Source organism: Thermochromatium tepidum ATCC 43061, from assembly GCF_009664085.1.
Taxonomy (GTDB): Bacteria; Pseudomonadota; Gammaproteobacteria; order Chromatiales; family Chromatiaceae; genus Thermochromatium; species Thermochromatium tepidum.
Window position 1 is genome coordinate 1,550,449 of sequence record NZ_CP039268.1, and the last position, 12,513, is coordinate 1,562,961.

At 66.1% G+C, this 12,513-nt stretch carries 7 protein-coding genes and 1 pseudogene; 1 reads left to right on the forward strand and 7 read right to left on the reverse strand.

From position 1 onward, the window contains the following. Window positions 1-53: 53 nt before the first annotated feature. From E6P07_RS07035 to E6P07_RS07065, 6 genes are read right to left on the reverse strand one after another with little or no spacing between them, the layout of a single operon-like run. The gene (locus E6P07_RS07035) at window positions 54-3,365 is read right to left on the reverse strand and encodes a Swt1 family HEPN domain-containing protein (RefSeq protein WP_153974954.1); all 3,312 of its coding nucleotides are present in this window, start codon (window positions 3,363-3,365) and stop codon (window positions 54-56) included. A gap of 1 nt (window position 3,366) precedes the next feature. Beyond that, on the reverse strand, window positions 3,367-3,765 hold the full coding sequence (locus E6P07_RS07040; RefSeq protein ID WP_211363082.1) for a HEPN domain-containing protein: 399 nt from the start codon (window positions 3,763-3,765) through the stop codon (window positions 3,367-3,369). Beyond that, the gene (locus tag E6P07_RS07045) at window positions 3,749-4,060 is read right to left on the reverse strand and encodes a nucleotidyltransferase domain-containing protein (protein ID WP_153974955.1); all 312 of its coding nucleotides are present in this window, start codon (window positions 4,058-4,060) and stop codon (window positions 3,749-3,751) included. Before E6P07_RS07045 ends, E6P07_RS07040 begins: the two co-directional genes overlap by 17 nt. Window positions 4,061-4,071: 11 nt before the next feature. Further along, window positions 4,072-7,437, reverse strand: coding sequence for a DUF1156 domain-containing protein (locus E6P07_RS13910; RefSeq protein WP_246172779.1), 3,366 nt, complete (start codon window positions 7,435-7,437; stop codon window positions 4,072-4,074). Further along, window positions 7,434-7,562 (reverse strand): hypothetical protein, encoded by a 129-nt coding sequence (locus E6P07_RS14015; RefSeq protein ID WP_281346812.1) that lies wholly within the window; start codon window positions 7,560-7,562, stop codon window positions 7,434-7,436. The genes E6P07_RS13910 and E6P07_RS14015 overlap by 4 nt, the downstream gene beginning before the upstream one ends. A 60-nt stretch (window positions 7,563-7,622) precedes the next feature. Then, window positions 7,623-11,207, reverse strand: a complete 3,585-nt coding sequence (locus E6P07_RS07065; protein ID WP_153974956.1) for a helicase-related protein — start codon at window positions 11,205-11,207, stop codon at window positions 7,623-7,625. A 165-nt stretch (window positions 11,208-11,372) separates the two neighbouring features. Here E6P07_RS07065 and E6P07_RS07070 point away from each other — a divergent pair. Continuing rightward, a pseudogene (locus E6P07_RS07070) lies at window positions 11,373-11,966 on the forward strand (IS5 family transposase); the annotation flags it as partial. Window positions 11,967-12,165: 199 nt separating this feature from the next. On the opposite strand, the gene E6P07_RS07075 reads toward E6P07_RS07070, so the two are convergent. Continuing rightward, window positions 12,166-12,507, reverse strand: a complete 342-nt coding sequence (locus tag E6P07_RS07075) for a VanZ family protein (RefSeq protein WP_153974957.1) — start codon at window positions 12,505-12,507, stop codon at window positions 12,166-12,168. Between the last annotated feature and the right edge of the window lie 6 nt (window positions 12,508-12,513).

Sequence of the window (12,513 nt, forward strand, 5' to 3'; positions counted from 1 at the left end):
CGCCCAGCGTCGCTGTCGGCATCTCCTGGCCCTGAAGTTCTGGGGGCTGATGTTCACACTAAATCCTTCTCAAACCCTTGGCTCGTAAACTTCAGCGTCCGGGCATTTTCCGTGACGATGCGCACCACGTTTTCCGGCGCGCCATCGGGGATGCGCGCCTCGATGTCGAGCGTCACCGTCACGCTGGCTCCCACCAGGCCGGACAGATGCGCGATCACCTCTTCAGCGACCTTGCCCGCATCGCGGCCGACGCGTGTCGGGTCGAGCGACACCGTGCCGTGGAAGCGGCGCGGCACCGGCGTTGGCTCTGAGTCGCCTGCCTTGCCTCCGCTTGGGTCGGGAGACGGCTTGGGGCCAAGGCCCGGCGCAGGCGGCACCTCGGCTTCGAGCTGGCGGCGCGCGACCTCCGGCTTGACGATCAGTCCCGTGTCCTCGGCGCCCAGCGCGACGACCTGCCCGCCGCGCAGGCCGCGATACCGTCCGCCGGCCTCGTCGAAGCTCTCGGCATAGGCGAACGTGTCGGACTGCCAGGTCAGCAGCGCCACGCCGTCGCGCATCGCCTGCGCCAGCACCTCCGGCCCGGTCAGCCTGGGCAGATAGAGGTAGCGCGCGAAGTCCTCGACGAGTTGTCGAATGGCCACGTGGTCACCGCCCCACAGCGGCACCTCGTCCAGATGCTTGCGCAGGATCGTGGAACCCAGGCTGGTGATGAGCAGGTCTTCGCTGCGCAGCTTCTTGCTGGCGCGGACGGCAAGCGCATCGGCGGCGGTGAGCCGCAGCGCATGCCACTCGACCGCGGCCTGCGGCGTCTTCTGCTCCGGCACCAGCACCCACTGGTAGGTCTCCGGCAGACGCGCGGTGACGGCCGCATCGGCGGCCTGCTTCTGCGTTTCGGCCTGCCTGACCTGGTGCGGGTCGAGGTTCAGCGCTTCCTTTTCTTCGAGGATCGACTGCCATGCCAGATACCGGCGCACCGCCTCGTCCAGGTCCTGCAGCCGCACCTTATCAGCTGCGAGGAACACCAGCGTGTTGCGATAAAGGCGCGGCGTGTTGCCGCGCGATTCGAGGATCGCCTGCGCAGCAAGCTGTGCCGCGTTGCCCTCTTCCTTGCCGTACGGATGCTCGGGCGGCAGCACGACCAGCCGCGCATCGAGCTCGTCCGGCACGTCCGCGCCCGTGCGCGGCAGCGGATGCACGCGCGGGAAGTCGCCCGGCTTCTTCAGGTCTGCGCGCACGCGGGCATCGAGTTCCGCATGCACCTTGTCGGGGTCGCGCTTCAACTGCTCGGCGCGGTCCTCGGCGAGCTTGGTCACGGTGGGCTGCGTCGAGTACCAGTAATGCGGCCCGTCGCTGTACAGGTAAGTCGCTGTGCTGGCCAGACGCCGCAACGCATCGCCAAACACCGCCGGTGCTTCGCCGGGTAACACGCACCCCAGCTTGATGCGGCGATCGTCGATGCCCTTGTGTGCCGCGGCCGTCGTCGGTGCCGAGCCCAGATAGATCGCCCGCGCCACACGCCGGCAGGCCGAGTATTTGCCCAGGTTGGGCAATTCGCTGTCGAGTTTCATGGGCAGCGAATTCGGCCCATCGACATCCTTTTCGATCACCGGCGTCCAGTGGTCCGGCAGATAGCGCGTCAACTCCGACTGCACGCGTGCATCGTCGATGGGAATGAACGCCGGCAGGATCAGCGGATGGCGGTCGCCGCGCTCCCACAGGCTGTGGATGACCGCCGCCATCAAGCGCAACACGCCGCGCGTGCGCTGGAATTTCACCAGCGTGCTCCAGTCGGTGTAGAGCCGGTCGAAGATTTCCGGATGGATCGGATAGGCCGCCTTGATGCGCTGCTCGTAGTCGGCATCGCGCGTGTCAGACGGAAACTCGGCCTGGTTGGCGCGATAGAAATCGGCGAAGGCGCGCGCCACCACGTCACGCTGCTTGAACTGGTCCGGATCGGTCATCGGCTGGAACAGCCGGCGGCGCACGATCTCGAACCCCTCTTCGGCGCTCGCCGGGCGCCAGGACGACTCCACCCGGCCCACCACATTGCGCAGGCGATCGAGCGCCTCGCGGCCGCGCGTGCCGCCGACTTCCACGTCGTCTGCCTGCGTGTGCGGAGAACCCGAAGTGTCGGAAGCGGGCAAGCTGATGACGAGCAGGCAATTTTTCGCCAGCTTGGCCGATTCGGTGAGCGCCTGGGCAAAGCTGAATTGCGTCTCGAAGCTGCCCGCCGGCAGGTCGCTCGAATCGTGCAGTTGCCGTGCGTAGGCCACCCATTCGTCGATCAGGATCAGGCACGGCCCATAGTCGTTGAAGAGCGCGCGCAACACGTCGCCCGGGCTGGTGGCGCGCTCGTCGTCCGCCGCCACGCGGGCATATGCCTGCCGGCCGCCGAGCTGATACGCGAGTTCCCCCCACAGTGTGCGTACCACCGTGCCATCGGCCTTGACCGACGGGTTGCCGGGCGAGATCTTGTTGCCGACCAGCACCACGCGCCGCACCGTCGGTACGGTCGCCGTCCCTGCCGCCGACAGGATGGCATCCACGCCCGCCAGTTCAGTCGGCTTGATGCCGGAAAAGAGGTGATAAAGCGCCAGCATCGAGTGCGTCTTGCCGCCGCCGAAGTTGGTCTGCAACTGCACCACGGGGTCGCCGCCACCCGTGGTCAGGCGCTGCACCGCCTTGGTCAACAGGTTCTTCAGGCTTTCGGTCAGGTAGGTGCGGCGGAAGAACTCCACCGGGTCGCGGTATTCCGGTGTTCCTTCACCCAGATGCACCTGCCACAGATCGGCGGCAAATTCGGCCTGCTGGTAACGGCCGCTGGCCACATCGTCGTGCGGCATCACCACTTCGCGCCAGGGCTTCAGGCTGCCCGTCACGCCGCTTTCGAGCGCGATGCTCGACGACTTGCGCTTTTCACCGCGTGCCTGTTCGTCGAACCGGACGCGCAGCAACTCCATCTTGACCTTCTCGACCTCGTCGGCCTGCGGGGCGGACACCGCCGTCAGCAGGCGCTCGACGGAGTCCAACATCCGATAGACATCGTCACTGGAGAACGGCTGCTGGTGTGCCCACTTGTTGCGCCAGTCGCGGATTTCCGACACCAGGCTACGTTCGGAAAAGCCCAGCGTCTTCCTGAACACGTCGTTCCAGGTTTCCCACATCAGCTTGAGCAGGCCGGCGGCATCCCATTCCTCAATGGGTTTCTTGCCCAGGATCGGGTCTTCCGCAAAGCTGCGCACCTTTTCCATCGATATGCTGTTGGCGGCAATGGCCACCTTGATCTCGCGCCCGACAAACGGCCCGAGGCCGGTTTTCAGAAGATCAAGCGCCTTGCCGACGCGTTCGTGATTGGTGATCGCCATCTCAGCCCTCGTTCTCCGTCAGGAATCGTTGTGCCCACTCGATCGTCCGCGACACGATGGCATCCAGCCACGTCGCATCCAGCGGCGGCGTATCGACGGCCACGTCCTCGTAACGCATCACCACGCCGAAGGGCGTCAACCGTCCAAACTCGTCGGCATCAGGCGGCAGCGCGCACGTTGCGCGCAACAGCTCCACCAACATTACCAGGTTATGGGTGCGCGGATAGGCAACACCGGTCGCCGACAACACCGCCTTGAGCGCCTTTTCCACCGCCTGCTGGGCGTGAAAGCCGAGCACCCAGGCGGGCACGGCCGCATCCGCCATCAGGCGACGCACCACGAATGCATCGTCGCGGGCGCGCGACAGCAAACCCTGTGCAAGTTCAAGCGGGGAGTTCAAAGGTCACCCCCTCCTGCGCGGCGCGCCAAGCCAGCGAATTGACCACGGGTTCCTGTTGCTCGAAGGCGGCGCGACTCATCACCAACACATCGGCGGGAATCAGGCGTTGGCCGAGCAGTGTGGTGAGCCGAACCATTTCCGCGAAGCGGTCGGCCACCACCGGCTCCACCACCAGCAAGTCGAGGTCGCTGTCCTCGCGCGCATCGCCGCGGGCCTGCGAACCGAACACGATCATCCGCGTGCCGGCCGGCACTGCCGGAGCAAGACAGCTCAAGGCTTCTTGAATCAGGTTCATGGTGGCGTTCCTCATGCAAACAAATCATCCGTGCCAGCCGCCGCACGCGGCGCTTCCCGCGCCAGCCGCACGATCTCCGGCCAACTCTGCACCAGCGCATTGTATGACAGCGCCTCGGCGGCGCGCTTCTTGCGCTCGCTGAGGGTGTAGAGGCGGTAGGCGAGTTCGCGCGCGACTTCGGCCTTGGCGCCGAGCTTCGCGACGAGGGAGGCAGCGGCGGCCTCGCCCCCCGCTTCGAGCACGCGGATCAGGTGATGCACCATCTCCCAGACCGTGAGGCGCGTGTCGGTGTTTGGGTTCCAGGCGGCGGGGAGTTCGGCGGGCCTGAGCAGCCGCACCTTGCCGCTGGCCGAGGCCACGATGCCGGCCTCGACCATGCCGGCCACGCTGGTGTTCTTGGCCTTGGAGAGCGTCTCGGCCACGCCGAACTCGCCCTCGGCAAAGCCGTGCTGCTCGAACCACGCCAGCGCCCAGCGGCTGTCGGCGTCGAAGTCGCCCTCTTGGCTTGCCAGCGCCTCGTCGAGCGTGGCGTTGATGAGCGCGAGCGCCTCGCGCACCGACAGTGGCCGCCCTTCGGCGTCGAGCACCTTCGCGTAGCGGGTGTAGACCGCCATGCCGGGGCCGATCGCCGCCTGGGCGAGATCCACGGGTGCGATGTTGGCCTTCTGCAGCTCGGCCAGCGCCGGCGGCAGCTCGGCTTTGAGGGCCTGCACGAACTCGCGGCGCGTGGCGGTGGGGGCGTTCACAGGCCGCGGGCGGCAGACCAGGACGATGCTGGAGGCGAGGGCGTTGGTGCCGGAGCCGATCATGCGGTTGCCGAGCTCCGTGCGCATCGGCCAGGTGCCGCTGATGGCGAAGCCGGAGCGGATCACCGCGTCGAGAAAGGTCTCCCAGCCGGTCGAGGCGTGAGGGGAGAGGAGTGAGGAGTGAGATTCGGGATCGAGCGCATTACTCTTTTCTCGCTTCTCTTCCCTCACTTCTTGCTGTTTGAAGGCGTAGTAGATGGTGACCGGAAAGGCCGGGTGCGTCTGCTCGGCCAGGCGGTGCATCGCCTGCGTCATGCCGTCGAGGAAGAAGGCCTCGGCCTTCTCCTTGCTGCCGTGCCGATAGGGCGTGGCGACCAACTCCTCGGCCTTGGGCACGGCCAGCGTGGCGAAGAGGTCAGGGAAGACCGGCCGCAGCGAGCGGCGCAACCAGACGTAGAAGAAGTCCGAGAGGTCGGCGTAGCCGATGTTGTCGTAGTAGGGCGGGTCGGTGGAGACGACCTTGCCGACGCTGACTGTCTGCGTCTGAGCATTGCCTTGACGTGCGGAACCGTGATCATGGGCAGGCACTTGTTCGAGTGCCTTCACCATGTTGCCGAGGCTCACCATGTAGTCGCCAGCAGCCTCGCCGAAGACGTTGTTTTCGGCGAAGTCCCAAAGCATCGGAATGGCCTGACGTCCGAACAGGTTGCGGACCTGAGTCTTGGTCACTTCCCATCGGCAGAGTGCGTTGCAGATGTCAGTCAGCCTGCTCAAAGCGATGCCCAAATACACCCCCACCGCCTCCGCATACGCCGTGGCGCCGGTGCCGCCGTCGCGAAGCGGCTGGCCGTCGTCGGGGAGCCCCGCGGCGATGGCGTCGCGCTGGACCCGCGCCATCGCCTCGCCCACCAGGTCCGAGAACGTAGTCAGCGCCACGAGCTGGCGGGGGGTGAAGAGGTCGCTCCAGGTCCTCAGGCCGTAGGGCACGCAGGTCCCACCCGTGAGTCTCGCAGGCACGTCGCCCTCCGGCCTCCACTCCGGCTTCGCCTGCCGCGCCGCCGCCTCGTGCTCCGGCGTCGGCGCGAGATACACCCGCCCGCGCTCACCCTCGGCGACGATCGCCATCAGCCGCGCGCCCATGCGTCCGGCCCGGCCCTCGGCCTTGATGTAATCGCCCGCGATCGGCGTGCCCGACATCAGGCAGCGGAAGTTCGCGCCGCGAGCGAGCTTGGTGCCGTTCTTCGCCGCCTCGGCATCCTTGGGCTTGCCCACCTTCACGGTGAAGCGATAGCCGCCGCCTTCGATCACCGGCTCGACGTAGGCCTCCTTGCCGGCCTTGGTGGAGAGCATGAAGGTCGAGGCGAGAGGCACCTCCACGTGGGCGAAGGCGGGGTTGGGGCTTCTCACCGTGCGCGCCCACAGCCAGGCGATCACGGTGAGCTGCTGGCCGACCAGCGGTTTGAGATCCGGGCGGTCGGCGGCCATCTCTGGCGTCACCTCGATTTTGGGGTAGAGGTGGCCGATGCGGCGCTCGGCCTCGTCGCGCATCCACTGGCCGTAGTGGCGCACGTCCTCGGCCAGCCCCTGCGCGCCTTTCCACTCGCGAGCGAATAGCGTGTAGGACTTAGGACTTAGCGAGGACTTAGGACTTAGCGGGGGTCGCGCATCTTCTTGCGAAGAGTGCTCAGAATCTTCCCCGTCTCGTTCATCAACCCTCTGAGGGTCTGCGTCTTGTCCACTGGAAACCAGCCAAGTTCCTCGCAGAGCGTCAGAAGCGTCTCGGTCTCCGCCAGGGAGCCTTGGGCGATCGCCAAGAAGTGCGCCCGATCCTTCTCTGTCTCCCGAGTCCATCCTTCCGCGATGTTCGCCGGGACCGACGTGGCCGCCCGCGTGATCTGCGAGCGCATTCCGTAGGTCTCTTCCTTCGGCAAATTCGGGGCCAGGCGATAAACTTCTTTCGCAAGGTCCATCGCCTTTTGCCAAACCATCAGTTCTCGATAGTGCAGCCCCATCTCGTCCCCTGCTATATCCTAAATCCTCAGTCCTAGGTCCTAAATCCTGAGTCCTACTTTCTGGATTGACCGGCGGTCGGCCCGCGAACTTCGGCGGGATCTCGATCATCGCCTTGTTGATCAGCACCGCCACCGGGTTCAGGTCGCTGGCGTAGGCTTCGAGCCCGAGCCGCTGCGCCTCCAGCGGCAGCGCCCCGCCACCGGCGAAGGGGTCGTGGAAGGCGGGCAGCTTGTGGCGGTCGAACAGTTCTTTCGCCCGCGGATGGTCCGCATGCTCGGCGCAGGCGCGGCGCCAGCTCTGCCAGATCTCGGCCCGCGCGCGCTCGATCACCTGCTCGTTCGTGGTGTTCTCCCACTGCACCAGGTCCTCGATGATGCGGAACAGCCGCTGGCGCTCCTTTTGCTGCTCGCGCTCGGTCGGAAAGAGGTCGGGGAGGCTCGACGGGTCATCGACCATCTGCGCGAAGATCACCGCCCGCGCCGCGGCCAGCGGGCGGCGCGCCCACCACAAGTGCAAGGTGCTCGGGTGGCCGTGGCGGATCGACTTCTCGCGCGCGGCGGCCTGGTTGATGGCTTCGAGCGGCAGGGCGACTTCGATGAGTTTTTTCTTGGGGGTCATGGGGTCTTGGCCAGGTAGTAACGGCGTCGCGGATCGCGCGGGCCGGTGCCGATTTCACGCACCAGGCCGCGCTCGCATTCGGGGGGCTTGCCCTGCGGGCGGCGGAGCAGATCGTTGGGGGTCATGACCGTGAAATCTACTCTGAAGCCGCGACGGCGATCAAACTTCCGAGCTGCGCGGCCGGGCTAGCGCGGCGCCTCCGCACGGGCCAGCAACTCGGCAAAGTCGTAGTTCACACTCGTAACCCCGAAATCCGGCTCGCGGTTGAACGGCTGGCGCACGTAGTGCACCTTGTGATTCTTGTCGTCGAGAAATTCGACGATGGCGAGGATGAAGTCCTCGGGTTTGTTCAGTGAGTAGAGGATTTCGTTGCGGGTCACCGTGATGGTGGGTGCGCCGGATACCCGGCCTTTCACTTCGATGAAGCGCAGGCGGCCCGTGCCGGGCACGCGGCTTTCGATGTCGTAGCCAAGCTTGTCGAACTCCCGGTCCACGGGTTCAAATCCCAGCCGCCGTTCGACGTCCATGACGATCGCGCGCGCCCGGGCGGCGGCGGCCTGCGTATCGGTGGGCACGGCGCGAGCCGGCGCGGCACGCCCGGCCGCTTTGGCGAGCAGACCCATCGGCACGACGACGACCCCGCCCACCACCACCGGCGGCAGCGCCGAGACCTGGGCCTCGCGGTCCAGTTCGGCGAGTCGCCGCTCGAGACGCGACTGCAGTTCATCGGCCCGGCGGCGTGCCTCCTGCGAGTTGAGCCGCGCGCCGGCCTTGCCCGCCTGTTCCTGGAGCCTGAGCGCTTCGGCGCGGTGGTCCCAGTAGGCGATCTCCTTGGTGAGGCGGTCCTTGACCGCCGTGCGCGTCTTTTCGATCCATGCCAGGCGCCGTTCGCGCACTTCGCGCACGTGCTCGGGAACGACGCTGGCGATGGCATGGCTCTGTGCACGGGCTTCCAGCTCGCGCGTGATCCACGCCATCTCGGGTCGGGCCAGCAGGGTCGCGGCGTCGGGTTCGCTGGCCGCCAGCGGGCGGTAGTCGAGGTAGGGTGCGTAGTTGAGGCGCCGCATGCGACCGTCGGCGTCCATCTCGACGTAGAGCATGCGGCGCGAGATGGTGCGCCGCTCGCCGGCCGCGGTGAGGCTCGCATCCTGAATGGCGTGCTCGAGGAAGAAGAGCACGCGCGGGCTCGTGCCGGAATCGCGCTCGTCCACCAGCACCGTGCCCCGCTTCATCAGGTCGCGCTGGCGCTCGAGCGTCAAGTCCAGCACCGCGTCGAGCAGCGGGTGGCCGGGGCAGACGAACGCGGCGAGCGGCTGGCCCGGGGGCGCGATCAGATCCTTTTCGAAGACGATGCGCTCATAACGCGCGAGCACCGGATCGCCCGCGCCGATGAGGCGGTCGCGGTTGCGTACCAATGCCGGCACGTGGGTGATTTCGTAACGGCGTGGCTCGCGTTGCTTGGAACTGCCGCCGAGTTGCTTGAAGGCTTCGAGAAAGAAGGATTCGATGTAGTGCGGCTGCAGGCGCCGCGCCTCGGCGCGCTCCATGTCTTCGCGGATGCGCTGCACGCGGCTGGCGTCCATGCTGTCATGCACCAGTTGGCGCTCGTCGAGCAGGGATTGCAGGTGGGTCTTGTCCAGCGCCGTATCGAGCACGGTGGTGAGATACGCTTTGACCTCGGGCCGCTCGCCATGACGGATGGCTTCGATCATCAGCTCGCGCAGCGGCCGGCCCTCGAACTGCAGCTTGCCCAGCACATCGAACACCCGGCCGCCCAGCGCACGGCGCGCTTCGTCGAGCTTCTCCAGCAGGCGCCGATAGACGTCGCCCTCGCGCGTGTCCTCGGCCACCAGGTTCCACAGGTAGCAGATTTCGGTCTGGCCGATGCGGTGGATACGCCCGAAGCGTTGTTCGAGCCGGTTGGGGTTCCACGGCAGGTCGTAGTTGACCATGAGGTGCGCGCGCTGCAGGTTGATGCCCTCGCCGGCGGCATCGGTGGCCAGCAGTACCTTGACCTGTGGGTCGTGCTGGAACGATTCCTGCGCCTTGAGGCGCTCTTCGCGGCCGGTGCCGCCGTGGATGACGACCACGGCTTCCTCCCGGCCCAGGAAGCGGCTGATGCGGTCTTGCAAATAGTGGAGCGTGTCGCGGTGTTCGGTGAAGATGACGAGCTTTTGGTGCGGCGAAGGCTTGGGCGGCGGGATTGGGTCCGATCCGTAGGGCGCGGCGGGTTCCTCGGCGCGCAGCCCTGAGGCCAAGGCCGCCGGTGTGAAGATTTCCCCCAGCAGGCTGGCCAGTTCCGTCCACTTGGTATCGCTGCCGCTGCGACGCACGGCGAGCGCCTGGGCTTCGAGTGTTCGGAGCATATCAATCTCGATGCGCAGTTCCGGGATAGTGCGCGCGGCGGTGGCCTGGTCGAGGATTTCTTTTTCGAAGGCCTCGACTTCGTTGTCCGGGGCGTCTTCAAGGTCGTCGATGTCTTCGGCGCTGAGCTCGGCAACTGCCGGCAGTGTCGGTGACGCTTGCCCCGCGCGTTGCAGGATTTCGAGTTCGCCAAGACGCGACTCCAGCCTCTCGCGGCGTCGGCGCAAGGACTGGTAGATCGCTTCCGAAGACGAGGCTAGACGCCGTTGCAGGATGGTCAGCGCAAACCCCACGGTGCCGGCGCGCTTGTCGTTCTCCAGCGCTTCGGCGCGGTTGAACTCGTTGCGCACGTATTCGGTGACGGCCGTGTAGAGCGCCGCCTCTTGCGGCGAGAGGCGGTAGGGCACGGTATAGGCGAGGCGCGGGGGAAACAGCGGCGTGCCGTCGGACTTGCGCAGGTCTTCCTTAACCATGCGCCGCATGAGATCCGACACATCGGCGGAGTGCACGCCGTCGCGGTATTTGCCCTCGAAGCGGTCGCCATCGAGCAGAGCCATGAAGAGCTGGAAGTCGGCCTCTTTGCCGTTGTGCGGGGTGGCCGTCATCAGCAAGAGGTGGCGCGTGAGGCCGCCAAGCAGTTGGCCCAGCCGATAGCGCTTGGTGTATTTGATCTCGCCGCCGAAATACGCAGCCGACATTTTGTGCGCTTCGTCGCAAACCACGAGGTCCCAGCGGCACTCGGGCGCTTGCAGTTTCCGCTGCACGTCTTCATCGCGCGCGAGCTTGTCGAGCCGGGCGATGACCAGGTTGGTCTCCATGAACCAGTTGCCGGTGCGCGCTGCTTCGAGCTTGTCGTTGGTGAGGATCTCGAAGGGCAGGTGAAAGCGCCGGTAGAGCTCGTCCTGCCATTGCTCGGCCAGACTACCTGGGCAGACGATCAGGCAACGCTGCAAGTCGCCGCGCGCGACCAGTTCCTTGATGAGCAGACCGGCCATGATGGTCTTGCCGGCGCCGGGGTCATCGGCGAGCAGAAAGCGCAAGGGCTGACGCGGCAGCATCGCCTCATAGACGGCCGTAATCTGGTGCGGCAGCGGCTCGACGATGGAGGTATGAACGGCGAGCACCGGGTCGAAGAGATGCGCCAGCCGGATGCGCTGGGCTTCGGAGACCAAACGGAAGAGCGCGCCATCGCCATCGAAACTCCACGGGCGGCCTTGTTCGACGAGTTCCAACGAGGGTTCGCTGTCGCGATAGACGAGCTGGTTGGCCACCCGCCCGTCGGCGGTTTTATAGGTCAGCTCCAGCGCTTCGGAACCGAACCACTGCACGCTGACCACGGTGACCAGCGCGTCGGGGACGATGCCGCGCACGATCGTATGGGGCTGGAGTCGTTCGAGTTTCATCATCGCGCTGTGTTTCTGCTCTCGCCTAACCCGCCACCATCAGCACCAGCGCCCGCCAACGGGCCGCGTCGCGCAGAACCCGCCACAGCGTCGTCAGGTGATGTTCGTGACCGGCTTCCGGATGCACAGCGAGCGCCATCAACGCGCACCTGGCCGAGCGCGGCCTGTTTGTTGATGCGCCAGGGCACCATCGTGGACGCCATGCTCATTGCCGCGCCCAGCTCCACCAAGAACCACACGGGTGAGCGCGACCCCGAGATGCACCAAACCAAGAAGGGCAACCAGTGTCACTTCGGGATGAAGGCCCACGTCGGGGCGGATGCGAAGTCGGGCCTGGTGCACACGGTAATGGGTACGGCGGCCAACATCAATGATGTGACCCAGGCGCATGCCCTGCTGCATGGCTAGGAGTCGGATGTCTTTGCCGATGCGGGCGATCGGGGCGTGGACAAGCGTGAAGAGGTCCAGCGCCAACACCCGAATGTGTGCTGGCATGTGGCCATGATGCCGGGCAAGAGACGCAGACTGACCAAAGACAGCCCTCTGGGGGTCGTCCTTGACCGGCTCGAACAGACCAAGGCCCGCATCCGGCCAAGGGTGAGCATGCGTTTCACGTGATCGAGGATCTGTTTGGACATCCGCAAGACCCGCTATCGCGGCCTGCTCAAGAACACGCACCACCTGCACACGCCCTTTGCACTGGCCAATGTGGTGCTGGCTGGCAGGCTTGGCCTGCGCCCACGGGGGCAAAGTGCGCCCTGATGGGTGCAGAGAGGCCCGCTGCAGCCCCCATTGGGGGGCAAATGAGGGCCCCGTCCGGGGCGATTGAGCCAAAAGAGCGCTCATTGCACACGGGTTGATCAGTTTCGGGTGCCAAGCATCAAGGGCGGCGGTGTGAGGCAGTTGTTCAGCGTTTCCCTAAGCGGTTTAATGGGGTGAGCGAAGCCAGGGTTGATCGCTTCTACTGAGTGAGGAGCCACCTAAATCCCGAGTAGAGCCCAAGCCCCAAGCCATCGGCCAGCAGATCGAGCCAAGAGGCGTCGCGATACGTCAATCCAGATTGCAACGCCTCGATGAGCAGGGCGTAACCGAGCAACCAGCCCCAGCGCATCCAGGCCCGGGCGCGCCCCGGCCAGCCGCCGTCGGCGAGCCAGGCCAGCACCAGGAAGGCCAGCAGATGATTGGCCTTGTCATCGCCGAGCCCAGTCACCGGTCTGACGGGGGCCAGGGCCAGATAGAGCACGGCCAGCAGACAGACCACCAGGGCGAGGCGATAGAGCGGCTTGGGGCTCTCGCAAGACATGCCTAC